The sequence below is a fragment of the Roseovarius sp. B08 genome (assembly GCF_051417955.1).
In the GTDB taxonomy this organism is placed as follows: domain Bacteria; phylum Pseudomonadota; class Alphaproteobacteria; order Rhodobacterales; family Rhodobacteraceae; genus Roseovarius.
Genome location: NZ_JBPRLW010000001.1, coordinates 1446366 through 1470736, shown reverse-complemented (window position 1 = coordinate 1470736; position 24371 = coordinate 1446366). Strand labels below are relative to the sequence as shown.

At 55.6% G+C, this 24371-nt stretch carries 22 protein-coding genes; 7 read left to right on the top strand and 15 right to left on the bottom strand.

Annotated features, from left to right (window positions below; translation table 11 throughout):
- Positions 1-422: 422 nt before the first annotated feature.
- The 12 genes from ACSQ76_RS07430 to ACSQ76_RS07375 all read right to left on the bottom strand — a co-directional run bounded on the left by ACSQ76_RS07430 (position 423) and on the right by ACSQ76_RS07375 (position 10876).
- Entirely contained in the window at positions 423-692 is a 270-nt protein-coding gene (locus tag ACSQ76_RS07430; RefSeq protein WP_437156062.1) for a hypothetical protein, read from the bottom strand.
- A gap of 147 nt (positions 693-839) precedes the next feature.
- Complete coding sequence (locus ACSQ76_RS07425; protein ID WP_437156061.1) at positions 840-1274, bottom strand: cupin domain-containing protein; 435 nt, start codon at positions 1272-1274, stop codon at positions 840-842.
- A 64-nt stretch (positions 1275-1338) separates the two neighbouring features.
- Positions 1339-1815, bottom strand: coding sequence for an alpha/beta fold hydrolase (locus ACSQ76_RS07420; RefSeq protein WP_437156060.1), 477 nt, complete (start codon positions 1813-1815; stop codon positions 1339-1341).
- Positions 1782-2327, bottom strand: coding sequence for an alpha/beta fold hydrolase (locus ACSQ76_RS07415; RefSeq protein ID WP_437156059.1), 546 nt, complete (start codon positions 2325-2327; stop codon positions 1782-1784). Before ACSQ76_RS07415 ends, ACSQ76_RS07420 begins: the two co-directional genes overlap by 34 nt.
- Before the next feature lie 61 nt (positions 2328-2388).
- Positions 2389-2838: a carboxymuconolactone decarboxylase family protein gene (locus tag ACSQ76_RS07410; RefSeq protein WP_437156058.1), complete on the bottom strand. Its 450-nt coding sequence runs from the start codon at positions 2836-2838 to the stop codon at positions 2389-2391.
- A gap of 130 nt (positions 2839-2968) precedes the next feature.
- A complete protein-coding gene (locus tag ACSQ76_RS07405; protein WP_437156057.1) occupies positions 2969-3727 on the bottom strand; it encodes an SDR family oxidoreductase in 759 nt (252 codons plus the stop codon).
- Positions 3728-4039: 312 nt separating this feature from the next.
- Complete coding sequence (locus ACSQ76_RS07400) at positions 4040-4651, bottom strand: response regulator transcription factor (RefSeq protein WP_437156056.1); 612 nt, start codon at positions 4649-4651, stop codon at positions 4040-4042.
- A gap of 112 nt (positions 4652-4763) precedes the next feature.
- A complete protein-coding gene (locus tag ACSQ76_RS07395) occupies positions 4764-5132 on the bottom strand; it encodes a response regulator (RefSeq protein ID WP_437156055.1) in 369 nt (122 codons plus the stop codon).
- A gap of 2 nt (positions 5133-5134) precedes the next feature.
- The gene (locus tag ACSQ76_RS07390) at positions 5135-5776 is read right to left on the bottom strand and encodes a response regulator transcription factor (protein WP_437156054.1); all 642 of its coding nucleotides are present in this window, start codon (positions 5774-5776) and stop codon (positions 5135-5137) included.
- Positions 5776-8352: a PAS domain-containing protein gene (locus ACSQ76_RS07385; RefSeq protein ID WP_437156053.1), complete on the bottom strand. Its 2577-nt coding sequence runs from the start codon at positions 8350-8352 to the stop codon at positions 5776-5778. The genes ACSQ76_RS07390 and ACSQ76_RS07385 overlap by 1 nt, the downstream gene beginning before the upstream one ends.
- Before the next feature lie 348 nt (positions 8353-8700).
- Entirely contained in the window at positions 8701-9618 is a 918-nt protein-coding gene (locus tag ACSQ76_RS07380) for an MBL fold metallo-hydrolase (RefSeq protein WP_437156052.1), read from the bottom strand.
- A gap of 508 nt (positions 9619-10126) precedes the next feature.
- Positions 10127-10876 (bottom strand): SDR family NAD(P)-dependent oxidoreductase, encoded by a 750-nt coding sequence (locus tag ACSQ76_RS07375; protein ID WP_437156051.1) that lies wholly within the window; start codon positions 10874-10876, stop codon positions 10127-10129.
- 92 nt (positions 10877-10968) lie between these two features.
- Here ACSQ76_RS07375 and ACSQ76_RS07370 point away from each other — a divergent pair, with 92 nt between their 5' ends.
- The 4 genes from ACSQ76_RS07370 (at position 10969) to ACSQ76_RS07355 (ending at position 15541) form a co-directional block, all read left to right on the top strand.
- A complete protein-coding gene (locus ACSQ76_RS07370) occupies positions 10969-11895 on the top strand; it encodes a LysR family transcriptional regulator (protein ID WP_437156050.1) in 927 nt (308 codons plus the stop codon).
- A 189-nt stretch (positions 11896-12084) separates the two neighbouring features.
- A complete protein-coding gene (locus ACSQ76_RS07365; RefSeq protein WP_437156049.1) occupies positions 12085-13170 on the top strand; it encodes an HlyD family secretion protein in 1086 nt (361 codons plus the stop codon).
- The gene (locus tag ACSQ76_RS07360) at positions 13167-14765 is read left to right on the top strand and encodes an MFS transporter (protein WP_437156048.1); all 1599 of its coding nucleotides are present in this window, start codon (positions 13167-13169) and stop codon (positions 14763-14765) included. Before ACSQ76_RS07365 ends, ACSQ76_RS07360 begins: the two co-directional genes overlap by 4 nt.
- Before the next feature lie 356 nt (positions 14766-15121).
- Positions 15122-15541, top strand: a complete 420-nt coding sequence (locus tag ACSQ76_RS07355; protein WP_437156047.1) for a hypothetical protein — start codon at positions 15122-15124, stop codon at positions 15539-15541.
- A 264-nt stretch (positions 15542-15805) separates the two neighbouring features.
- Here ACSQ76_RS07355 and ACSQ76_RS07350 read toward each other — a convergent pair whose 3' ends face one another.
- Entirely contained in the window at positions 15806-16255 is a 450-nt protein-coding gene (locus tag ACSQ76_RS07350; RefSeq protein ID WP_437156046.1) for a TetR/AcrR family transcriptional regulator, read from the bottom strand.
- Between the two features lie 127 nt (positions 16256-16382).
- Between ACSQ76_RS07350 and ACSQ76_RS07345 the strand changes: the two genes are divergently transcribed.
- Both ACSQ76_RS07345 and ACSQ76_RS07340 read left to right on the top strand, forming a co-directional pair.
- On the top strand, positions 16383-18491 hold the full coding sequence (locus tag ACSQ76_RS07345) for a xanthine dehydrogenase family protein molybdopterin-binding subunit (RefSeq protein WP_437156045.1): 2109 nt from the start codon (positions 16383-16385) through the stop codon (positions 18489-18491).
- Positions 18488-19804 carry an FAD binding domain-containing protein gene (locus ACSQ76_RS07340; protein ID WP_437156044.1) on the top strand — a complete coding sequence of 439 codons (1317 nt, stop codon included), beginning with the start codon at positions 18488-18490 and terminating at the stop codon, positions 19802-19804. The genes ACSQ76_RS07345 and ACSQ76_RS07340 overlap by 4 nt, the downstream gene beginning before the upstream one ends.
- A 501-nt stretch (positions 19805-20305) precedes the next feature.
- On the opposite strand, the gene ACSQ76_RS07335 is transcribed toward ACSQ76_RS07340, so the two are convergent.
- Together ACSQ76_RS07335 and ACSQ76_RS07330 are read right to left on the bottom strand one after the other, a co-directional pair.
- Positions 20306-22651: an ATP-dependent helicase gene (locus ACSQ76_RS07335; RefSeq protein ID WP_437156043.1), complete on the bottom strand. Its 2346-nt coding sequence runs from the start codon at positions 22649-22651 to the stop codon at positions 20306-20308.
- A 147-nt stretch (positions 22652-22798) separates the two neighbouring features.
- Positions 22799-23257, bottom strand: coding sequence for a hypothetical protein (locus ACSQ76_RS07330; RefSeq protein ID WP_437156042.1), 459 nt, complete (start codon positions 23255-23257; stop codon positions 22799-22801).
- A 312-nt stretch (positions 23258-23569) separates the two neighbouring features.
- Between ACSQ76_RS07330 and ACSQ76_RS07325 the strand changes: the two genes are divergently transcribed.
- Positions 23570-24073 (top strand): hypothetical protein, encoded by a 504-nt coding sequence (locus tag ACSQ76_RS07325; RefSeq protein WP_437156041.1) that lies wholly within the window; start codon positions 23570-23572, stop codon positions 24071-24073.
- Positions 24074-24371 lie beyond the last annotated feature (298 nt).

Sequence of the window (24371 nt, the reverse complement as noted above, 5' to 3'; positions counted from 1 at the left end):
CCCGAGCGGTGAACACTCTTTCGAAGAGAACCGAGCGGCCTTGCACCCAAAGAAAACATGGCCTTTTTTCGTCGATTGGCCGCGCCGGGGAGCCACGCAATCTTTCACATGGGGCCGTCAGGGTAAACTCAAAAGCGATCTAGCCGCTCCCGCCACAATCAGCACCGTGAGGCTGCAAACCGTTTTGCCAAGATCAATGCCCAAAATCTTAATGTCCATCTGATGCTACTCTCCTCCAATACTTCCGCCACATAGCAGCGGCTTGGTGGAAAGGCAGTTCATCCTAATAGGTCAATTCGGAAGGGGCGCAATATCAAACGGGCCGCCCTGAGGAACGGCCCGGTGAGTTAGTAAAGTATCATTCGATGGCGAAACCCATCTGGTTGTCCTTCTCTTCATCGAAGTAGGGAGCGCCATTTTTTTCAGACCCATCTGGTTGTCCTTCTCTTCGTCGAAGTAGGGAGCGCCATTTTTTTCAGACCCATCTGGTTGTCCTTGTTCTCGTCGAAGTAGAGTGCGGCATTTGCATAGCCCAACTGGTTATCCTTCTCTTCGTCGAAATACGGTGCGCCGTTGCTCAAAACGGCTCTGTTGTGAATCGTCGCCTGTTGACCAAGTACGATGACGACCTGCATGGCGGCCACCGGGATGACAAGCGACACGGCGATTGCTGCAGTGCTACTCAGTTTCATGATGTGTTCCATTTGTGAGATTTGAGGGTACTTAACTTTCGGCGGCGTCAGGCAACCAATGAGCACTTCTTTCTGTGGATGACTGTCCGTTTGTCAGATCGGACGCTCGTTCCGAACCGAGAAAAATGCGCCTTGGCAAGCCAACTTCTAATCAGTGTTGCTGTGTCCTCCTTTCCCTATCTCCGTCGTCAATTCAGTTTCGTGAGTGCCAACGACGAATACGGCCAACAGGCGCGCAGGTTCGGTGATACTGTCGTTCAGGCTGACGCCGTGTCGATCACCAGGAAATTCTGAGAAACTCTCGCCCGCGCGATAGGTCAGCACAGGACCGTCGTTAACCTGGCTGCGGATAGCGCCTTCCAGCACAGTCGCATAGATAAACGCCGATTCCGGATGGATATGGGCGGGTGAAGACCCCCCCGGTTCATACTCGACAAGCACGGCCCGCATGCTCATGCCAGGTGCGTTTGGGAGTTCCTGATCGAAGATCAAAGTGACGTTCTCGCCTAATCCCTCACTCGCCAGTATGGTGGGAGGCGCCAAAAGCGAAATTGCCAGAAAAGTAAGTGCTACGCGATTCATTGGATCTACCTTCTTTGGAGGGTGACGCCGGCAGGGAGCTGCACTGCCCCACGCCGGCACGGGATTAACTCTGGATGAATGCGAGCAGGTCAGGGTTCACCACATCGGCCTGGGTGGTGCACATCCCATGCGGAAATCCCTTATAAACTTTGAGCGAACTCCTTTTGAGGAGTTTGTCTGAAAGCAGGGCGGAATTTGCGATGGGCACGATTTGATCATCATCGCCGTGCATGACCAGCGTCGGCACTTCAATCAGCTTCAAGTCTTCGGTGAAATCCGTTTCCGAGAACGCTTTGATGCAGTCATAGTGCGCCTTGGCACCTCCCATCATCCCCTGACGCCACCAATTCTGGATAATTCCGGTAACTGGCTTCGCATTCGGGCGATTGAAGCCGTAAAATGGGCCCGTGGGGAAATCGACGTAGAACTGCGACCGGTTGTCGACGAGCTGCTTCCGCAGACCATCGAAAACCTCAATCGGAATCCCGTCCGGATTGGATGCCGATTTCACCATAACGGGCGGCACTGCGCCGATAAGCACCAGCTTGCTTGCCCTGCCGTTGCCGTACTGAGCGACATATCGGGCAGCTTCCCCCCGCCTGTCGAATGGCCGATGTGAACGGCATTCCGAAGACCCAGATGTTCAACAACCGCAGCGACATCCGCAGCATAGTGGTCCATATCATGGCCATCGCTGACTTGGGACGAGCGCCCATGACCGCGACGATCATGAGCAATGACCCGGTAGCCCTTATTGACGAAGAACAGCATCTGAGCGTCCCAGTCATCAGAGCTCAACGGCCATCCATGATGGAATACAATCGGCTGAGCATTAATAGGACCCCAGTCCTTGAAGAATATTTCAGCGCCGTCTTTTGTGGTGATCTTGTTCATTTTGTTTGATCCGTTGTTTGATTCAGGGACAGTGGTGTGAGGCTCTCGAGCCCAACCTGCAGAGCTGGCTGACACGCCAATTGCGACGGCTGCCATAGTGCCACCCAACAACACATTTCTGCGCGTGGCATGGTTTTGGAACATGTTCTTACCGGACATCGCGGTACTCCTTCTCGACCGTTCAGGGCTGCGTTTTCGCAAGCCTTCCCATGACTGTGTTTCATTTCGAACTCGTTGGATGACTTGCGCCGGCGGCGACCTGGACCCTGTTCCAAAGATTGATCGCACCGATAGCCATTGTGAGATTTGCCTGCTCGGTATCCGTGAACTGTTCTTCCAGTTGCTTATAGATCTCATCCGGAGCACCTTTCTCCGCGATGAGTGTAAGTGCCTCCGTCCAGGCAAGCGCCACGCGCTCTCGATCCGAATAGAGAGGTGAGTCGCGCCAAGCATTCAGCAGATAGAGACGCATTTCGGTCTCGCCGGACTTTCGAGCGTCTGCCGCATGCATGTGGACGCAAAATGAACATCCGTTGATTTGCGATGCGCGAAGTTTGACGAGCTCGAGAAGGCTATGTTCAAGCCCACTCTCGTCGATGGCCTTTTCCACAGTCATCATAGCTTTTGCAGCTGCTGCCGCGGCCTTGAATGGCAAGAAGCGTTGAGGCATTGGTAGTCTCCTTTAAAAGAGAAATTTCAGTTGGATTTGCGTTGCCCAGCGCGCCGCCAAAAAACTGCGCCCGACAGAGACCGCTGGGCGCTACAGGAGGCGATCTGGAATGGTGATGGCCGAAGCCGGGTCAGGCATTGAGAGGGAATTCGATGTTGATCCACTCGTCGAAGGCAACTTTGCCAGTTCTTACCTTTGGACCGGGCATGAGCGAAGCGTCGTTCAACTCCACACCGAAGTAAGACGCGTGCGGATCGCCGATGACACTTCGTTCATCGTTTCTGGCTGACAAATAGCGTTCCACTGCTGTGTTCAGCCGCACCTTCTGACGACCCGCGATCTCGACAATTCCGTAATTTGGCGCTCCCAGAGCCAGGTCGGCAACGAAATCGGCCACATCATCAGAGGCGATTGGCTGGATAAAAGCCGTCGGAACGCGTATCACATTTCCATCCGCACCCGACGCAGCGATCCCACCCATGAATTCGAAGAACTGGGTTGAGTGGATGATCGTATAGGGAATTGGGGATGATTTTATGAGTTTTTCTTGAACTTGCTTGGCACGGAAATACCCGCTTCCCTGAAGGTTTTGCGTTCCAACAACAGATAGAGCGATGTGATGACCTACGCCGGCTTCGGTTTCAGCGGCGATAAGGTTTTCTCCAGACGTCTTGAAAAAGTCGAGAGCCGGTTCATCATCGAAAGAGGGCGAATTTGCCAAGTCGACCACAACTTGTGCGCCCTCTAGCGCGGCGTCAAGACCTTCACCTGTGATCGTATTTACCCCGGTATTCGGCGCAGCGGCGATTACATCGTGGCCCTTTTTTTGAAGCCGTTGAACGGTCTTGGAACCGATTAGACCAGTTCCTCCTATGACGACGATTTTCATTCTTTTCATCCTCGGCGTTTTGTTTCTGAACACGTCCGACGATGAACTCATTTCGGCCTTCACACTATTCGACTTGAGGTTCGCTCTTCTGATGCGAAAGTCTAGTAGTGCATGAACATATGGAGAGTTGAGAAATTCGCGGCATGATACCTTAACCAGATGTCCTGAACCAACTTACGGCAGACAGTTCTCGCCAAGCGCGATCATGAGTATGGGGACATCCGCCGCTGCCGGGACAAGCTTGTCGATTGCAGACCCCGTCCCTGCGATTGAACGCCCGCTCCAATCTGCCTTCAGCGGTCTAGCGCCGAGTTAAATTGCGATTTGCTCCCGCATCGTTGTTGGTAAAGTTTCCCAAGCTCGAATAAGCTGTCCGACGGAAGACGCCGCCATCTTCTTCATCACATTGCCCCGGTGGAGCTTGACCGTAACCTCGCTGATACCAAGATCGAAAGCGATCTGCTTGTTCAATCGTCCCAAAGCAACTTCCTTGAAAACCTGGCGCTCGCGCGGCGTAAGTGTTTCCGCCCGTGCGACGTTGCGTTCAACGATTTCGGCTTTTGCTATCTGCGCAATATCACGCTCAATACCGCCCTTAACCGCATCGAGAATGGTTTGATCGCGCACCGGTTTGGTCAGGAAATCAAGCGCACCAGCCTTCATTGCCTGAACAGTCATAGGGATATCGCCATGCCCGGTAAGGAAGATAATCGGCTTTGGAATGCCGCCATTCCTTAGCTCCTTTTGAAAATCCAGCCCGCTCGGCCCCGGCATACGAACGTCGAGGATAATACAGCCGGGGCGGTGCAGGACGCCTGCCTCGAGGAGCTCGCGTGTTGTCTCGAAGCAAGCAACTTCAAGACCGCTCGACAGCATCAATTCTTCGAGTGCTTCTCGAACAGCAGCATCGTCGTCCACAATCATGACGAGTGGCTCCGTGCTGCTTTGGCGGCAGTATGTCTCCAAATGGTTGGGACCTAAGTTAATCATTTGTCTGGATTGTATTGTTCGACGTGTATTCATCATCTTTCTCCTTTCATTTATCAAAGAAGATGTTCTCGACCGCCATCAACAGACGCTGACTGTCGAAGGGCTTTCGAAAAAACTTCGTTGCACCGCACGACATTCGGGCCACATCGTCCGCTTCATGACGTCCAGAGACAAGAAAGACGGGGAAGTGTGGCCTCGTGTGCTTCACTCTTTTGCAGAGTTCGAACCCGTCGATGCCTGGCATGCTGAGGTCCGTTACGAGGCAATCCACGCCGGACAATCCAGCTTGCAGGAATAAGCTCGCTGACTGGTAGGGGCGAGTGGTAAAGCCAGCGGATTCGAAAAGATTGGCGAGAGATTCGAGAATTCGTTCATCGTCATCCACGAGAGCCACAACGCGATGATTATTACCCACTGTCATTTTCCGTCATCTGGTTTGCGAGAGTGGGTAAGAATGCTCAGCCTCTCAGCCGTCCGCACAAGGTCGGCAAGTGACGTCGCGCCCATTTTCCGCAATACGTTTCGACGGTGCACCTGCAAGGTCACTTCGCTTATGCCAAGCTCGGCGGCAGCCTGTTTGTTCAAGAGCCCACCAACGACCAGTGGCAACACGTCTCGCTCGCGAGGTGTAAGCTTCTCGTAGCGCTCACGAAGCTTGGCACGCTCCAATCGGACGTTGCGGGTCTCCCGATCCTTTTCCATGGCTTGTTCCACGGAATTGATTAGCGCGTCGTCACTAAAAGGTTTGGTCAGGAAATCGACAGCGCCATACTTCATAGCGCGAACAGATGACGGTATGTCACCATGCCCCGTGATGAACACGATCGGCGGGTGATTTTCTTCAGCAATCTGCTTCTGAAACTCCAACCCATTTCTATCCGGCAACTCCACATCCAAAATCAGACAACCAGGCAGGTCTGATTTCGCCGCATCCATGTATTCACCCACCGACCGGAAGAGCTGTGATTCAATACCGTGTGAGTCCAAAAGCTCCGAGATCGCTTCACGGATCCGAAAATCGTCGTCGACGACATAAACGATCATCTCCCTTTTCTTCATCAGATATCCGTCACCGTGACTGGCAAAGTGAACGAAAATGTCGTTCCCTTCATTTCGTTCAACTCGGCCCACATACGTCCTCCATGAGCTTCCACAATTGATCGGCAGATAGCCAACCCCATCCCCATTCCGTGCTCTTTTGTCGTGAAGAATGGTTCGAAAACTCGTTCCGGATCATCAACTCCGTGTCCGTTGTCGCTCACTTGAACAAGAACTTCAGAACCATGATGCCGAGCGCCAACCAGTAATGTCTGGTGAGTGGATACAACGTCCATAGCCTCCACCCCGTTCTTCATGAGGTTGATGAGAACCTGCTGAATCTGGATCCGGTCCAGGGCTATCGGAGGAATATCGCTCTCGATGACGGTTTGGATTAGTATCTTGTGATCTTCCGCAGCGTCCGTCATCAATCGCTGCGCTTCTCTGATGATGTCTTCAATTCGGGCCTGCGCCCATTTCTTGCGGGATTGCTTGAATAGAGCGCGGATCCTACTTACGACCTCTGCCGCAGAACTTGCATCGCGCAATATGCGGGTCAAAGTAATTTGCGCGCGATCTAGGTTGGGCGGATTTGCTCTTAGCCAGCGCTGGCAAGCGTGAGAGTTCGCCACAACAGAGGCGAGCGGTTGGTTTACTTCATGAGCTATTGATGCGGATAGCTCTGCAAGGCTGGACGTCTGCGCTGCCCGTGCCAACCGTTCTTGCATGAGGCGTAGTTCATTGCGAGCTTTGACTTGGTCGTCAATATCCAGACAAATACCATTCCACTGAATGATCTCGCCTTTGTCATCTCGCATGGCTGCTGCGCGCGTTTCTACCCAGCGGTAGGACCCATCGAACCTTTTCAGGCGATGTTTTCGCACGTATGGCTCACCGGTTGCCAAGGAGCGGGCATAGTTCTCCCTGACGGCAGGCAGGTCATCGGGATGTATGATTGCATCCAGCGTTTTGTTAAGCCTGCTTTTGCCACCTTGCTCGGTTTCCTCCAATTCAATTCCCAAAAAGGCGCGTAGTTTTTCACTCCGGTAGGTAGGTTCACCTTCGGGGCTAGCGCAATAGATCATCGCCGGCAGCGTTCCAACGAGTTGCCAGAGGTGTCGCTCGCTCTTTTGCAGCGCTTCCTGTGTCGTCAACAAGTCGTCTATATCGTGGCAAATTCCGTACCAATGGATGATATCACCGTCGAGCCCTTGGATCGGTTCCGCCCTGCTCGACATCCAATGATACACACCGTCCGCGCGCCGCAATCGATAACGAAATGCAAAAGGTTTACCTGTTGCGAGACAGTGGTCGATTGTCCTGCGGAAATCTTTGGCATCTTCCGCGTGAACAGATCCTAAGATCATCTCCAATCCGGTAATGCCGCGCTTTTCTGCTTCTGATAAATCGAACCCTAGATAATCCACCATTTGCTTGTTGAAGAACGTAGGCTCGCCCTCAGGCGTCAAGCTCCAAACATGGCTTGGAACCATATTGATGAGTTGAGAAAGTTCCAGTTTCTGCCTCAGCAACTCTGCTTCGGTCCGTTTGTAGACATCCACATCAATCGACGTTCCATACCAACCTGTGATGCGGCCCATCCTGTCCTTGGTGGGTCGAGCGGAAATGCGATGCCAAACGTATCGTCCGGTTGTTTGCAGCATGCGGTATTCAACATTCCAGGGCTCGCCCGTTTTCAGGGAATGTCGCAGCGATGCTGCGGCCTCCTGATAGTCGTCTGGATGTACTCCACGGCTCCAGCCGACATCTCCACCGTCTATAAAGCGTCCTCCTCGTATCGGGGCATTCAGTGTTTGCAACGTCATACCGATCACCTTTTGCGCCGACGGTGTGACATAAGTAAATCTGCCCTCGCTGTCGAAGGCCCATGCTTTGCCGTGAAGGCTTTCTATTACGGTTGCCGCCCTGACAGCTTCAGCCGTCTCACCAAGCGATTCTGCTTCTGTCCATGGCTCATCCTGAAGAGACACAGACGGGGCAACGTCTACACCTACGCAATATCCTGGCTCTGCACGAAGTTCGGTCCAGAGGTACTCACCGTCCGATTGGCGCTGGCGGCAAGAGACAATCTGCGGAACACCTGTCCAAAAAGAATAGGCCGCCGCATGCGCAGCTGCCGCTCTGTCGTCAGGGTGTATGAGGCTCAACGATGGCGGCCCCTCTGACGCCTCACTGTGAAACTGCGGGATATCGATATCGATGACAGTGCCGTACCATCCCGCCACGCGACCGCCCGCCAGACGCAATGGCTGGCCGGAACACCAAACCCAGCCATACACTCCTGCATTACGCAGCATTCGGTGCTTGAAACTATACTGTTCGCCAGATTGTAAACTTTTGCGCCAAAGGGATTTGGCAGAGGCGCGATCATCCGGATGGACAATTTCCTCCCATGGAAACCCTTCGGTACCGCTCTCGACGAACTCGGCAAATGTCATCCCCAAACGCACGAGAACTTCCCTTGTAACATGGATGAACTTGCCTTCGGCGTCGGTAGCCCACCCTTTACCAACGACGTTTTCTACAACTTTCGCGGCCTCCACGACCTGGTCGAGTTCAGTCGTAAGTAAACTCATCGGGCCTGCTCCTGTTTGTCAGCCTAGGTCCAAGAAGGCTCAAACGTGAAGTCTGACATGCAGGGCATAGTTGCGGCTCGCCCAATGTCGCCGCCACTCTACAACCATCTGGTGATTTCGACACCCTATGGAAATCCATCGAAACACCACAAAAAACGGCGCAAATGCATTAGGTTCAATGGAGCAGACACCATGCCCAACTGATTTCTGGCCTGATGCGAACAAGAACTCAGGGCCTCACTCGCATGCTGAAAGCCTGTGCTTTGGCGCAGGCGCAACGGGCGGCTTCAAATCGCCCGTTGCCATACTTTGCAAATTTCACCCTGAGAAACTGAAGCGTGAGTGAGTTCAGTAGTCCCAGAAAACTGGAACCCAGCGGAAGGCGTCGCCATCAATCGCCACGCGGCCAACCGACGGGAACGGCAGATGGGTTGCCACCAGCATCTCGCCGGAAGAAGCAAGTTCTTCCAGAAGGCGGATTCGGACACGGGCGGACTCTTCGGGATCGTGTTCGAAACCATTGTGCCAATCGGGCTGGTCGAACCCAACTGCGAAAACAGCGTCACCTGCGAAGACCAGACCTTCTCCCTGAGACGACACCCGAACAACGCTGTGCCCCGGAGTATGGCCACCAGTTCGACGCACAACCACGCCCGGTGCGACCACATGTTCGTCATCGAACGTTCGCAGGTGGCTTTGATATTCTTTCGCAAAGCGCTTGGCAGTCGCTCGCAGAGCGTCCGGAAAGCCCTGCGGCATCGCGGTATGGGCAAAATCGGGTGCTTCCCAGAATTTCACCTCGGCAGCTGCCACGTGGATTCGAAGATCTGGACGCAGCCGCTCCTTTATCCCCTTAACAAGCAACCCGCCAATATGGTCCATATGCATATGCGTAAGCACTACGTCTGTGACGGATGCAAGATCAATTCCCGCAGTCTCCAACCGTCTGATCGACTGCCCGGCGCGCGGCAGGTTCAGGTCTGGATCCAATCCCAACCCAGCATCAATCAGAATGGTTTGATCGCCGCTCTTCACCATCACTACGTTCAGGGCCCAGTCAAATGCATCGGGCGGCAAAAACATGTCGTCCAGCCATGCAGCGCGGACAGCAGGGTCTGCGTTATGCGCCAACATCTCGGTTGGCAGTGGAAGAACGCCATCGCTAATTACCACCACCTCAATTTCGCCCACCTTTACCGCATAGCGCGACGAGACCAACTCGTCAGGTTCAGCTCTGCCTTGGAGTGAAGTGTTTTCTACGTTCATGTTTGTCTCCTTTTGATCGCGAGTTCGCGACGGGGTTATCGGTTGCTTCGCTAGTACCGAGGAGAGAATTGCACGCTGGGCTTGGCTGCGACACTGTGCGGCCAGTTAGGTTCCGTTATCCTAGAAGCAGGTGAACATACACCTTGAGATAGGTCCTCTCGATGTATGTCGAAGCGATGCCTAGGGGTTTACGGACCTAAACTTCCGCTGACGGACATCGGCGGTGATGGTTCAAGGGATAATGCACCCGATGGCCTGCAAATCCTTCCACTTTAAGGTTTGCGTCCAACCCGTTCGAGGCGGCCGGAACCCTATTGTCGAACCCAGCGTTGGCCAAGGCGATACCGCATCTCACCGGATGCAGCCGTATCGCCTTGGCCATTCAGTTGCAGCAAATCTTTTATATGCGAAAACGGTCATTCTCCTGCATGGCTCAAGTCCCTAGCCAGAAAATCTAGTGATCTCGTGGATCTGGCTACGATCCATAGCTACATTACTTGCTGCTCACTTATGAAAGTGACATGCCACCATCCACATGCAGCTCAATACCGTTGACGAAGCTGCCTGCATCCGACGCGAGAAATAGTGCGGCACGAGCGAGCTCGTCAGGCCGCCCCATCCGGCCCACCGGGATAGCCAATGCCATTTGCTCTTCGAATGCAGGACGATCGACTTCGCTCACGCCGAGTTTCCCGAGAATTTCGGTTTCGACGGGCCCTGGGCTCAGAACGTTGACGCGAATTCCGCGCTCCTTGAATTCCATAGCCCAACTTCTGGCGAAGGCCGCCACTGCCGCTTTTGAGCCGGCGTAAACGGGATGGTCAGGCAGTACTTTGGTGGCTGCAAGTGAACCGGTCACGACAATCGAGCCGCCATCGCGGATCAAAGGCGCAATGGTCTGCACACCGAAAAAAACGCCGCGGGTATTTGTCTCGAAATGGCGGTCGTAATCTTCCAGCGTCACAGCCTCTGAACGAGAAAGGTTAATCACACCGGCATTGGCAATGTAAATGTCGATGCGACCGAAGCGCTCTCTAACGAATTCTGCGAGCTTGTGATGTTCCGCAAGGTCGGAGGCGTCCGAGACAAAGCCCAAAGCATTTTGTCCAATTTCCGCCACCGCGCTATCAACCGCATCCGGTCGACGACCGGTGATAACGATCTGTGCACCTTCCTGCGCGAAAAGCTTCGCGATGGCCTTTCCTATTCCGCTATTGCCGCCGGTAACGACCGCAACCTTGTCTTTCAGATTTTGCATTGCATTTCTCCATTCTTGGAGACTGGAGGTAGCGACTTAAATCTCGCACTATTAGATGATCGACGGGAATATGATTTTTCCCTGGAGGACAAATGCCAAATCTGTTGAACGAGACGTCGGGCATGTTGGCATTTGTGCGCACCGTGGAATCCGGCTCTTTTAGTGCGGCGGCTCGCAACACGAATACGACACCTTCCGCAATCTCAAGAAGTGTTGCGCGCCTGGAGAAGTTGTTAGGAACGCGCCTGTTTTTGCGGTCGACGCGTGCCCTTACCCTTACGCAGGACGGGCAGCAGGTCTTTGAACATATTTCTCCACTTTTGCGAGAATTGGATTCGACCGCTGACGTGATAGGTTCCTCGAACAACCTCAGTGGACGATTGCGCGTCACGATGCCGGGCGAGTTGGCACCGCTTCTGCTTCCCGGTATTTTCAGTCGATTTGCTGTGAAATATCCGGCGCTGCACCTTCAAATCGGATTGACTGATCGCTTCGTGAATCTTGTTAGCGAAGATTACGACGTCGCCTTTCGGGTTGGATACCCGACAGAGGGAGATCTGATCGTTCGAAAGTTGGCGGAAATGCCAATGGTTCTCGCTGCATCTCCAGATTTGATAAAAGCTTTGGGGCAACCGGCGTCTTTGGAGGATTTAGAGCGATTTCCGTTCGTACGTTTTCTTGTCGACCGCAAGGTTTCGCCCGTGCGTTTTTGCGATGGAACGACTTTCACACCCTCCGGCAGGATAGATTGCGATTCCGGGACCGGCTTACTTCAGGCGGTGCACAGTGGTCTTGGTGCAGTTTACCTCTTGCGATGCCTCGTGGCTGAGGATCTCGAAGAAGGGCGGCTGGTTGAACTCCTACCGGAAATTGCTCTTCCCAAACTGCCGCTGAACGCCCTTCACGCCTTCGGAAAAACCGTTCCCATGCGCGTGAAGGTACTTTGCGAATTTGTGGCCAGTGAAGCACGACAGTTAGCAGAAGCTGAGTTTCGACCTGCTAGCATTAAGGCTAGGTGAAGTTCTCGTACTCCATTGCAAGTCGTCAGGTGGATAGAAAGTTGGCAACTTCCACCCGCAACATTTAACCGAGTTCCTATCGAATGGGTATGTCAATCCCTGCGGTTAGGCAGGTTGATCGCTTTCGCAACCGTCGTTACCCGCAGCAATAGCGAACGCGCTCTGACGACAGATTGGAGACCCGATCTCATGAACCGCAAGATTGAAGTTTGCCTGCGTGCCACGCTGATTGGAACCATGGCAGTAGTGGCGGGTTTCTGGGCGAACTACTGGTTTGTCTCTGGTCGGCATGAGGTTCGCAGTGACGATGCCTACGTGGCAGGCGATATCATCGCGGTTGCCCCTCGCGTGTCAGGCCATGTCACGAAAGTTAATGCGCCCGACAACGCATCGGTACGTAAAGGTGACGTTCTCTTCCTGATCGATGACCGCAGTTATAAGTTAGCTCTGGAACGCGCAGAAGCTACTGTCGCCCAAGCAGTGGCAGAAATTTCCGCACTTGATGCGCAAATTACCGTGCAGCGGTCGCTGATAAGGCAAGCTGAGGCGAACAGAAAGCAAGCGCAAGCAGAATTTGCCTTGGCACAACTATCATTCACGCGCGTCGATAGATTGGCCAAGCTAGATGCAAGGTCAACGGCAAATTCCGATGAGGCGAGGAGTACCCTCACTCAAAGTGAAGCTAAACTGGAAATGACGCGAGCTGCACTTTCAGCGGCAGAGAGCCAGGTGGAACTAATCCGTAGGCAAAGGTGGTCCGCCGAGGCAAGGCTTGCCGCTGCGAAAGCGACGCGGAACTCCGCAAGAATCGATTTGGAGTCGACAATCGTAAAGGCTCCGGTCGACGGGGTGGTGGGCAATCGGACCGTTCAAGTTGGGCGCTTTGTATCTGTCGGCGCCACGGCACTCAATCTGGTGTCACTCAAGAAGCTTTGGATTGAAACAAATCTACTGGAAACTCAGTTACAAGATATCCGGCCAGGTCAACTCGCCGATATCCAAGTAGATGGCTTTCCGGATGCAGCTATCACCGGAATTGTTGATAGCCTCTCACCAGGATCTGGCTCGGTTTTTAGCCTGTTCGCACCAGATAACGCGACAGGAAATTTTGTGCGAATTGTTCAGCGCATTCCTATCAAAATACGCCTTACAAACGCGCCTGAAGCTTTGCGTCTGGTTCCAGGGCTCAGCGCACGCGTTGCGATCCACATTGATCACCAGAATTCTGCAAAACGACTGACATATCCCTCTCAGCACGAAGAACCTGGCGAATGACTTCCAATCCTGAATTTCGCGAGGCTTTTACGTCACCACAACGGTACAGGCTGGAAAAGACAATACTTTGCATTGCCGTTGTGGTCGCGCTGTTAGCGGATGCGATCGGTTCAACTGTTTTCAGTTTCGCTCGAAGCGATATCAACGGAGCATTCTCTACCACCCAAGATCAATACTCGCTTTTGATCATCACCTACGTAGCAGCAAAGATCGGTGGCTATCTATTTGCCCCTTGTACCTGCGCGGTAGTCGGTGCACGCGCCTCGATGTCAGCAGCATTATCAGTCATCACGACGGGCTTTGCATGGATGACGTTATCCGACAATTGGTTCATCCAGTTGGGCTTAGTTGCCTGTATTGGAGCGTCAGGCGGCGTATTGGTCGTTTCAGGGCAAACTTTGCTATTTTTGTCTTTTCCCAGACGGCAACAGCCGATTGCCCAGACGTTTTACGCTTTAGGCTCTGCTGCCGGGGCTGCGTCTATTGCACCTGCAATTGAGGGCTGGATGCTTCTGGTGCTGAATTGGCGTTGGATACCAGCGGCGGCTGTCGGCATCGCACTGCTTGCATCAATTCTTTTGCGCCTTACAGCGGTTGGCAGGTCCCCTAAGATCTACCCTGGTACGTTTAACACCAAGTTCTTCGTGTTTGCGATGATCGGTACCACCTGCGCAGCTTATATCTCAACCCAAGGCGACCGATGGAACTGGTTCGAGGCACCGCACATTCTGCTGACTTCGCTAGTAGGATTTAGCGCGACACTCTTGGCTATCCGATACTTGATCCGGAAAGCACCGGAATTTCGCATGCTCGACCTCACAATTTTCCGCGAGCTGGATTTCTCATTCGCCTTCTTGGCAAGTTTTGTTGCGGGATTCGCGCTTTTTGGCACAGGATTCTTGATTCCTGCCTATTCGACGGTTGTCTTGGGCATGAACAGCTCACAGCTTGCTGAACTATTGTTGCCAGGTGTCTTCAGTTTTTTTCTAGCTATGTGTGTATCGGCGTTTGCCCTCCCAATTCTGAAGGTTCCGATGGTGCTGACGGTACCCTTGGGCGTAGCAATGCTCATCCTTGCCATGTGGCAATTGTCACTTCAGGGAGCAGGAGCAGGTGTGTCCGAATTATTGCCCGCGATTCTTATCCGGGGTGGCTCACTCGGTTTCCTTTTTCTAGCGATCACACTGATGGCAATGATGGCCTTACCAGAACACCAAGTAGCTCACGGATCTGCTTTGCTTTTCACAGCACGCCAGATTGGAGGTCTCGCCGGAACGGGCCTATTGGGTTCCCTCGTGACCCGTCAGACAGAGTTGAACAGCCAGATCCTGTCCGGCCAACTCATTCCCGGAAATCCGATATTGGCGACGCGAACTGCCGAACTTACGGATTATTTTTACCAGAACGGAATGACCTCATCCGACGCAACACGTACTGCAATCAGGCAATTGGGGCTCTCACTGTCCTTGCAAGCAAACGATATCGCATGGAGCCGTGCATTCCTCACGGTAGCAGCTTTCCTCCTCCTGGCAGCTCCCATCCTCGTTCTCTACCGCCTGTTTCTGACCAGGTTCATAAATCGCCAAAGCCATTGACGGCTTTGGCGAGTTGGAAGTGACCCAGGTCTCCATTTGGCCGGTTAGCCTATTTAAAGGGTATCAGTTCAGGAAGACTGGAACGCGCGGCCCGCTGTGGTTGTGGTCAGTGCGGTATTCAATTTCAGATCGTTGCCGTTAAAGACCCCCTCTCCCGCGGTAAGCAATGGCGCCGAGTTCTACCTTCCCCGGCCGTACTATCCCGTGAGAAGCAAGGGCATTCCACCTTCGCTGGCACAATAGATGTTCCGCCTATCCACCTAATAACGAAACTAGTCGACGGCCATCTTCCGATGATGCTGCAGACCTGCGAGCCGAGGGCATGCGGTTGATCCAAACTCACTAGGAAAGCGACAATGGGTAAAATGCAAGAAATCTTGAACTTCATCGATGCTCTGGCAGAGACAGGAAGTAACTACCGAATAGAGGAGATGGAGCCTCTTTATACCGAAGATCTAGCTTTTCTGGCCCTGATGCCGGACGGGACAGTGACACGCTTTTCCAAGCAGGAAATTTTCTCGGAATTCAGCAGTCGCCGTGATGCTGGCGAGCCGCCGTTGTCCACTGAGAAGAAGGTTTTGCACGTCGAGGCAGGCGAATACGAAGCGACCGTGATCTTGTTCAGGCAAATGAGCCAACAGGCACACCCGGCATTCTACGAGCTACGCTTGCGCAAAAGTGAGGCGGGCTGGCAGGTTTGCGGTGAAACAGTGCTCCCTTGGCCAGAGCTGACCTCGACCGCAGGTTTCCTGCCTCCCAGAACACAAGCGGCTTGAAACACCACCGAAAAAGTGATGTCAGCAATCCCTGCCATCACTTTTTCGGCCAACATCAATCCCGTCGACTCGGGGGTGTCAATCACCCGGAACAGGAAACATCAAACTGAACAAGCGATAGAAGATCTAATCTTTTAAACTTTTTGACCTTCATTCAATACGTTGCTTACGATCTCTTCGATCCATGCGTCATCAATTTGAGCATAAGGGATCAGCAGTCGATAGTAGACGGCTCCATACAAGAGATCGAGAATGACCTCTCCTTTAGCATTGGAAAAGCCCGCGGCGGCCAAGACAGAGAGCCCCCTCTTGGCGACGAGGTGAAATCCAGTTTGCCCAGAAAGCTTTCGCAAGTTCTTCATCGGCCTGTGCACTGCCAATCAGATGTCGAAGCAATGCCAAGCGCTCAGGAGTAAGCGAGCGAACAAAGTCTTTGAGCGCGACAATCATGGTTTCACTGATCTGCGGCTGCGGACGATATCGGATAATAGGATCGACGTCGCACAGGAACGCATCCATGATGACTGCAGCCGCATTGGGCCAGCGCCGGTAGATCGTAGTCTTGGCTACACCGGAAGAGGAAGCAATACCTTCCATTGTTAGGTTTTGCGGGCCAATCTCGCTTGCAAGCCTCAATGCGGTTGTGCGGATGCCCTGTGTTGCCTCGTCACTAAGCTGGCGTCCACTGCGCCGTCGGCCGTTTGCGTCTGCCATAACGTCAATCCTCCATTGCACAACAGTTAGCACTGTCAACTCGTCTTGCGCAACGGTACGTATCGGATTGACTTGGAGCAACACGATGCGTATCGTTTCGTTTTAGTGGTGCAACGAGGATTCTCGTATGATCGGCGAATCAACAATCAAGTGGGACGCCCTTCCAAAAGCTGATGGAAGCTTTCTGTATCCTTCAGACTTGTTGCGCCCTGAGATGGTTCACGTCAGGGTTCTACGAGCGCAGCGACCTCATGCCCTCATCCTCTCCATCGATACGAGTCTGGCAGAGCAGTCGGCCGGAGTCGTGTGTGTTCTGACGCATGCCGACATAAGTGGGCTCAACCGCTTCGGCCTTATCGCGCCGGATCAGCCAGTATTTTGCGATAGCCGTGTACGGTTTGTTGGAGATGTGGTCGCTGCTGTTGCCGCTGAGACCGAAGAGCAGGCGCGCGCCGCGCTAGTTCGGATCAAAATCATCTATCAGGACATGCCCGCATTGCTTGATCCCAAGTATGCGCTTGAGCCCGGCGCGCCACAGCTGCATGACGGGGGCAACCTGTGTCACCACGTCGATTTTGGCTTCGGTGATATTGATGAAGCCATGACACAATCGGCGGTCGTCGCCCGGGTATCCTATGCAACGGGACGCCAAGAGCACGCTTATCTCGAACCTGAAGCAGGCATCTCGTTCGTCGATGAAAAGGGTCGGATCTGCGTTATCTGCGGCGGTCAGAACCCCTTCGCTGACCGTGTTCAACTTGCCCGGATCCTTAATCTCCCGGAAGACAAGATATGGGTTAGCCATCCCCCGATGGGTGGAGCGTTTGGAGGAAAGGAAGACCTTAACGTCCAAGCATATATTGCTCTTGTAACCCAGAAGACCGGCCGGCCCGCCAAAATGGTCTATGACCGCACTGAGAGCATCGCCTACTCAGTCAAGCGCCACCGGTTTGATGTGGAGGTCGAGGTGGGCGCGAATGCATCTGGGGACCTGACAGGATTTCGCGCCAAGCTACTTGCCGATACTGGCGCTTACCTCACCCTGGGGCCTGGTGTCATGGTGCTGGCAGCCGAACACGCCTCTGGCCCGTATCGGTTCATGGCAACGCAGATCACCGGCGACGTTGTTTATACGAATACGGGAAACGCCTCGGCGTTCAGGGGGTTTGGCAACCCTCAAGCCATCCTTGGCATTGAGCAGGCGATGGACGATCTGGCCGCCAAGTTAGACATGGATCCGATCACTTTTCGCTGCCGCAATCTTCTCAAGCAGGGCGACCGTGCGGGCGCGGGACATATCCTGCACTCTGATGCAACACTCGGACGTCTGGCCGAACAGGCATCCAGAAGCCATCTGCTGAGAGCACCTGAACGTAGGGCAGCCGTCTCGAGCGCAACTGGCATCGCCTTTGTATGGCAGGGCTTCGGCCTCGGTTCAGGTGCCGAACGCGGATCCAGTGTCCGGTTGTGCCGCGAGAACGATGGCCGTTTCTCGCTTGAGCTATCGCAGCCTGATTTGGGAGAAGGCAATCTCGCTGCGTTCATGCAGATTGCCGCATCCACCCTTGAATGCAAGTTGGAGCATATTGTCCTGCATAACGGATCTACTGATCATACCAATTCCTGGTCCACTGTTGGATCGCGATCAATCGCAGTAACGGGAAGCGCTGTTTTGAAAGCAGCCGAAGCTGTCCGAACCAGGGTGAATGCGGGGGAAGTTGGACGGATTGAAGAAACCGCCTTCTTCTCTCCAACCATGGACGCGCCATTGCAGAAAGGAGCGCCTCATGCGGGATATGCCTATGGCATCCAGCTTGTCCGCGTTGCTCTGGATGAAGTCACCGGCAATCTCAGTGTAACTGAGGCAGAGACTTATCTCGACCCAGGTACAGTCATCAGTCCTAAGGGAGTCGAAGGGCAGATCGAGGGAGGTTTCGCGCAGGGTTTGGGATACGCGCTCAGCGAGGAATTGGCGTTGTCCGGCGGTGAAGTTCAGAACAATCGGTTTTCCAATTATATCCTCCCTACGATACGCGATGTTCCGCCCGATATCAGGACGATACTGGTCTCGACGCCTGAACCATCCAATCCATTGGGCGCGCGGGGTATCGCAGAAATCGGTATCACGCCCGTTGCGGCTGCCATCGCCAATGGTCTCGCGCGGCTCACAAGCCAGCGATACGCCAAGTTCCCCATCACACCAGAACAGATCATCGGATCCGGAGGTATCGAATGACGGACCTCACTATCAACGGGACCCGCCACCAAATCGTTGCGGCACACCGGACTATTCTCGACGTTCTACGAGACGACCTGGGACTGCTTGGAACCAAAAAGGGGTGCGGAGAAGGGGAATGTGGCTCTTGCACCATTATTGTTGACGGTCACGCTGTTTGTGCATGCTTGCAATTAGCCTCGTCACTGGAAGGCAAGTATGTCGAAACGGTAGAAGCAATACGCGAAACAGATCTGGGACGAGAAATCACCGCATCTCTTGCGGTTCATAACGGAGTTCAGTGTGGGTTCTGCACGCCTGGAATCGTCATGTCGGCAGTTGGTCATTTTCGGCAGATTCGACCTGTGGAGGACATCGACGCGAGCCTTGAAGGCAATATTTGCCGTTGCACCGGATATTCCAAGATCCGTGATGCCCTACGCGATGTCGAGCGACGTTCCGAGCCACCTCGGGCGCGCCGCAGCACACGAACGCGCCGCGATGTACTCGTTGAGTTGCAAGCAGAGCCAGACCGCGTCGCAATCGCCGGCGGAACCGACCTGTTGGTTAAGTTCGAAGGAAAGCTGAGGCAATCGAAGTTTCTGGACCTGACCGATATCTGCGACCCGGTCATGACTTCGATATCCAAGGGGCCACAAGAAATTTCGATTGGCTCGCTGGTTACATGGTCGCAAATTATTTCGGATCCAGTGGTTTCGGTGGATCTTCCAATTTTGCAAATGGTCGCCCGGGGTGTGGGATCTGTGCAAGTCCGCAATGCGGGTACACTCGGAGGGAACATGGCGACGGCATCGCCTGCCGGAGACAGTCTTCCTGCACTTGTCGCGTTGGGAGCCTGCGTCGAGGTTGACGGTCCCCGAGGGCTTCGTCAAGTGGCCGTCAAGGACTTCCTTGAAGGACCCTCGCAGACGGCGCTGGGCCATGGTGAGTTGATCGTAAGAGTTATCATCCCCGTCCCGGTGGAAAGCAACTGGCAGATCTTCCGAAAAGTCGGTCCAAGACGTGCTCAGTCCATCGCAAAACTCTCACTCGCCCTTGCTCTGACAATACAAGATGGATGGCTGCATGAAGTTGGGATCGCTTTTGGGGCAGTCGGTCCTGTACCAATGACCTGTCCCAAGACTCGGTCGCTGCTTCTTGCCAGGCCACTGAGTAAACTGCGTCATGATGAGCTTGCTGAGTATGTCAGATCAGAAATTTCTCCTATTGATGATTTCCGATCTACAAGCGCGTATCGTTCGGAGGTGGCTTCGCGATTGCTATGGCAGCAAATAGAATATATCCGCTCCGGGAGAGGTAGCATATATATTTGACTTACATAGATAATTCCGCCCACTAGTCACAGCCGAGCAGGCCCGCACAAATGGCCGGGCGCATTGGACACGTTCTACAGGGCAGAGGCCGCAATCGTGGTCTTGGACAGATCGGACGATACTTTCTGGGCTTGCCCTTCACCAGCATTCACGAAATTGCCTTGTCGCGCTCGCTGGTGAGGCCCGCGCCATCAACGAAGGTGATGCCATCACGCGATCTGGCATTGTTTCAGACATCGTTTTCGATCAGATATGACATTGATGTACGTAGACAAGAAGAGGGATAGCGATACTCCCTCAAGCTTTAGACGCCTGATGTAAATAGGTATTACCGTTTGACAATACTCCCGCCGGAGGCCCCGGCCTGCCACGCACGCCACGCCCAGCACGACGCGGGACATCTGCAACGCCCGCGAGACGCCGCACATGGCGGTGTCGAGACGTACTGTGCGCGTGAAACGCGCTCCTTTAAGCAACCGGAGCCACTGAAACCCCACCCCGTCAGAACGGTATATCATCCGCCCCGGTCACGAAGCGGGCCACCACCTTCTTGACCCCGGCCTTCTCGAAATCGATCTCCAGCTTGTCGCCTTCGATCCCGATGATCGCGCCATAGCCGAACTTCTGGTGAAACACCCGTTCCCCCACCTCGTGCGCACTCACCGCCTGCGCGTCGATCACCATGTCACGCGCCTCCTGCGGCTGGCTCATGGGCCGCGGCTGGCTGCGCGCCTGCATCCGGCGCCATCCCGGCGAGTTGTAGACATTGGCCTCCGCGACACGGGACTCGATCGTGCCAAGACCACCGCCAGCGGCCCCGTAGCCCCCGCCATAAAGCCCGGGGGGCGTCAGCACCTCGACGTGATCTTCCGGCAACTCGTCGATAAACCGGCTCGGCATCTGGCTCTGCCACTGCCCGTACACCCGCCGGTTCCCCGCAAAGGAAATCGTGCAAACCTCCTCGGCCCGCGTGATCCCCACATAGGCCAGCCGGCGTTCCTCCTCGAGACCCTTCAGCCCGCTTTCATCCATGCTGCGCTGGCTGGGGAACAGCCCATCCTCCCACCCGGGCAGGAACACGGCGGGAAATTCCAGCCCCTTGGCGGCGTGCAGCGTCATGATGCTGACCTTCTCGCCCACCTCCTCGCTCTCGTTGTCCATGATCAGGCTGACATGCTCCAGAAACCCCTGCAGGTTCTCGAAGCCTTCCAGCGCCTTGACCAGTTCCTTGAGGTTCTCCAGCCGCCCCGGCGCCTCGGGCGTCTTGTCCATCTGCCACATCTCGGTATAGCCGCTCTCGTCCAGCACCATCTCGGCCAGCTCGACGTGGCTGACATCCTTGTCTCCCACCAGCCGCCCCCAGCGCCGAAAACCATCAAGCAGCTTGCCCAGCTCCGCAGCCCCCTTGCCGGTCAGCCCCTTTTCTTCCAAGAGGATCGCAGCCCCTTCCACCAGCGACACGCCATTCTGCCGCGCCGTCACCTGGATCTTCTGCTGCGCCTTGTCGCCCAGGCCCCGCTTCGGCGTGTTCACCACCCGCTCGAAGGCCAGGTCATCCGCCGGGCTGACGACCAGCCGGAAATAGGCCATGGCATCGCGGATCTCCATCCGCTCGTAGAAGCGCGGCCCGCCGATCACCCGGTACGGCATCCCGATCGTCAGGAACCGGTCCTCGAAGGACCGCATCTGGTGCGACGCCCGCACGAGGATCGCCATGTGGTCCAGGCTCATCGGCGCCATGCCCCGCGTGCCCCGCTGCATCGCCTCGATCTCTTCCCCGACCCAGCGCGCCTCTTCGTCGCCGTCCCAGTGGCCGATCAGGCGCACCTTCTCGCCCTCCTCGGCTTGCGTCCACAACTCCTTGCCCAGCCGGTCCCTGTTGCCCGCAATCACGCCCGACGCGGCAGCCAGGATATGCGGCGTCGAGCGATAGTTCTGCTCCAGCCGCACCACCGTCGCCCCCGGAAAATCCGTCTCGAACCGCAGGATGTTGCCCACCTCGGCCCCGCGCCAGCCATAGATCGACTGGTCGTCATCGCCTACGCAACAGATGTTCTTGTGCCCCCCCGCCAACAGCCGCAACCACAGGTACTGCGCCACGTTGGTATCCTGGTACTCGTCCACCAGGATATAGCGGAACCAGCGCCGGTACTGCTCCAGCACGTCGTCATGGGTCTGAAAGATCGTCACCATGTGCAGCAGCAGATCGCCGAAATCCACCGCGTTCAGCTCGCGCAGCCGGGTCTGGTACTGCTTGTACAGCGCCACGCCCTTGCCGTCATAGGCGCTGGCCTCGGCCGCGGGCACCTGGTCGGGCGTCCATGCCCGGTTCTTCCACTGGTCGATGATCCCGGCCAGCATACGCGCGGGCCAGCGCTTGTCGTCGATATTCGCCGCGGCCACCAGTTGCTTCAGCAGCCGCAGCTGGTCGTCCGTGTCCAGAATGGTGAAGTTCGACTTCAACTCCACCAGCTCTGCGTGCCGGCGCAACAGCTTCACGCAGATCGAGTGGAACGTGCCCAGCCACGGCATCCCCTCGACCGCCTCGCCCATCATCCGGCCCACGCGCATCTTCATCTCGCGCGCCGCCTTGTTGGTAAAGGTCACCGCCAGAATCTCGTTCGGCCGCGCCGTGTTCGTGTTCAACAGATGCACCATGCGCGTGGTCAGCGCCTTGGTCTTGCCCGTGCCCGCGCCCGCCAGCATCAGAACCGGCCCCTCCAGCGCCTCCACCGCCTCGCGCTGCGCGGGGTTCAGGTCATCCAGATAGGGCGTCGGGCGGGCCGCCATCGCGCGCGTCGCCAGCGACGCGCTCTCAAAGGCATCGGATTCGTCGAAACTGCTCATGGCCGAAGAATAGCGCGGGCCCCTCCCGAGGGAAAGCCAATGTTCACACTGTGTTCCAACCCGTTAACACTTATTTTCACCCGTCAACGCCGCGTAGGGTGGATTTCAAACCCACCTGTGTTCCACCAAAGACAACGCGCACCCGCCTCACGACCTCGCGCCACGCGCCCGCCGCAAGGCTTGCAAATCGCAACTGGCCGCAACCGCGCCCGGCCCCGGCAGGTCATCCGCCCCCGGCATCCCCTGCCGCAGGCCCGACGTCGCCGCCCAACGCTGGATCGCGCCTTGCGAACAGCGCAGATACAGCACCCCCGCCGCCTTTGTGACATGGCGCATCTCGAACTCGAACCGGCCTTCATGCCCGTCCCGGTCGATCAGGATCACAACCGGCTGCTTGCCCGTCAGATGCTGCGCAAACAGCGCCTGATGCACCGAATCCCGCGCGCTCGGGCTTCCATCGAGCCCAAGCTCGATCACATGGCGGTCGGTTTCACAGTCCACACGCACGTATCGCTTCATGCCCGCGACATCGAAGTAATGCCTTTGCTCCTCGGCACTTCCCGCAAGAAACGCGCATAACAACGCGGCCAGTTCGACCTCACCCATCCAACACACCCTCGCACGCCTGCAAATCGTTAACAAAAGGTTAACACGGGGGCCGCGACGAACCATATCCCCGATTTCCGTCGCACCGGCCGGGCATCGGGACAACAACAAATCTCAACAAAGGTTAACGCGTGCCACCCTGCCATTCTCGCCCGTCGCACGAAGAAAATTCTTCCCCGACAATTTGCGCCCGCACCGCGAAGGGCTTGCACCGCCACCACCGGCACAAACCCGCCGCCCGCCGAGGTCCTGTCGGAACGAAACGGCGACAGTCTCGTTGGAGAGGCAATGGAAAAATCGGAGGAGAAACCCATGAAACACAAACTGACAAGCGCCATCGCACTTTGCGCCATCGCCGGCCTGTCCGGCCCCGCATTCGCGGATTGCCAGGAAGAACTGGCCAAGCTGACCGGCGAGGCCGGCATGGAAACCGAAGGTGAGATCTCCAAGGATGGCAGCCTCGCGCCACTGGAAGATCCCGATGCGGACGCTGGTGCGACCGACACGTCCGCAGCCTCGTCCGGCGACACCGGCGACGACGCCACCGATGACGGCGAGGTCGTCAAGGACGGCGACAACGAGCCGCTTGACGCCGACACGTCGCAAGTCGCCACCTCCGGCCAGGATGCCGCGGCGCAGCAGGAGGGCGACAGCGCCGACAGCTCCGCCAGCGCCGACAGCGCAGACAGTTCGGCAAGCGGCTCGCAAGAGATGTCGCAAGAGGCCAAGGACGCGATCGCAACCGCGAAGGCCGCGCTCGAAGCGGGTGACGAGACGGCGTGCATGGAAGCCGTCGAAGAAGCGCGCAACTCGTAACCCGAACCCGACGTTCGACATAATCTCGAAACGCCGCCGCTCCGCCCCGGACCGGCGGCGTTCTCGTGCCTGCCCCCGTTTCCGGACCTGGTCCGGGACCTCCCCGTTTTCCTCTCCGTATTCTGAATTCGGCCTCCCGCGCACCGCCCGGTGCATAAACCCCGCAAGACAGCGACATCGGCACTGTCGCCATACCGCCAGAATACCGACGCGATACCGACGTGTGTTTTCGAATCGATCTGCGCCGTTAGCTTTCCGGCGGATGATTTCTCTTTCCGGTCGCATCCCGGCTTGCTAT

Bases quoted from the DNA above. Each gene is read 5' to 3' on its own strand.
- ACSQ76_RS07430 (WP_437156062.1), bottom strand. From the start codon at position 692: ATGAAACTGAGTAGCACTGCAGCAATCGCCGTGTCGCTTGTCATCCCG.
- ACSQ76_RS07425 (WP_437156061.1), bottom strand. From the start codon at position 1,274: ATGAATCGCGTAGCACTTACTTTTCTGGCAATTTCGCTTTTGGCGCCT.
- ACSQ76_RS07415 (WP_437156059.1), bottom strand. From the start codon at position 2,327: ATGTCCGGTAAGAACATGTTCCAAAACCATGCCACGCGCAGAAATGTG.
- ACSQ76_RS07410 (WP_437156058.1), bottom strand. From the start codon at position 2,838: ATGCCTCAACGCTTCTTGCCATTCAAGGCCGCGGCAGCAGCTGCAAAA.
- ACSQ76_RS07405 (WP_437156057.1), bottom strand. From the start codon at position 3,727: ATGAAAATCGTCGTCATAGGAGGAACTGGTCTAATCGGTTCCAAGACC.
- ACSQ76_RS07400 (WP_437156056.1), bottom strand. From the start codon at position 4,651: ATGATTGTGGACGACGATGCTGCTGTTCGAGAAGCACTCGAAGAATTG.
- ACSQ76_RS07390 (WP_437156054.1), bottom strand. From the start codon at position 5,776: ATGAAGAAAAGGGAGATGATCGTTTATGTCGTCGACGACGATTTTCGG.
- ACSQ76_RS07385 (WP_437156053.1), bottom strand. From the start codon at position 8,352: ATGAGTTTACTTACGACTGAACTCGACCAGGTCGTGGAGGCCGCGAAA.
- ACSQ76_RS07380 (WP_437156052.1), bottom strand. From the start codon at position 9,618: ATGAACGTAGAAAACACTTCACTCCAAGGCAGAGCTGAACCTGACGAG.
- ACSQ76_RS07375 (WP_437156051.1), bottom strand. From the start codon at position 10,876: ATGCAAAATCTGAAAGACAAGGTTGCGGTCGTTACCGGCGGCAATAGC.
- ACSQ76_RS07370 (WP_437156050.1), top strand. From the start codon at position 10,969: ATGCCAAATCTGTTGAACGAGACGTCGGGCATGTTGGCATTTGTGCGC.
- ACSQ76_RS07365 (WP_437156049.1), top strand. From the start codon at position 12,085: ATGAACCGCAAGATTGAAGTTTGCCTGCGTGCCACGCTGATTGGAACC.
- ACSQ76_RS07360 (WP_437156048.1), top strand. From the start codon at position 13,167: ATGACTTCCAATCCTGAATTTCGCGAGGCTTTTACGTCACCACAACGG.
- ACSQ76_RS07355 (WP_437156047.1), top strand. From the start codon at position 15,122: ATGGGTAAAATGCAAGAAATCTTGAACTTCATCGATGCTCTGGCAGAG.
- ACSQ76_RS07350 (WP_437156046.1), bottom strand. From the start codon at position 16,255: ATGGCAGACGCAAACGGCCGACGGCGCAGTGGACGCCAGCTTAGTGAC.
- ACSQ76_RS07345 (WP_437156045.1), top strand. From the start codon at position 16,383: ATGATCGGCGAATCAACAATCAAGTGGGACGCCCTTCCAAAAGCTGAT.
- ACSQ76_RS07340 (WP_437156044.1), top strand. From the start codon at position 18,488: ATGACGGACCTCACTATCAACGGGACCCGCCACCAAATCGTTGCGGCA.
- ACSQ76_RS07335 (WP_437156043.1), bottom strand. From the start codon at position 22,651: ATGAGCAGTTTCGACGAATCCGATGCCTTTGAGAGCGCGTCGCTGGCG.
- ACSQ76_RS07330 (WP_437156042.1), bottom strand. From the start codon at position 23,257: ATGGGTGAGGTCGAACTGGCCGCGTTGTTATGCGCGTTTCTTGCGGGA.
- ACSQ76_RS07325 (WP_437156041.1), top strand. From the start codon at position 23,570: ATGAAACACAAACTGACAAGCGCCATCGCACTTTGCGCCATCGCCGGC.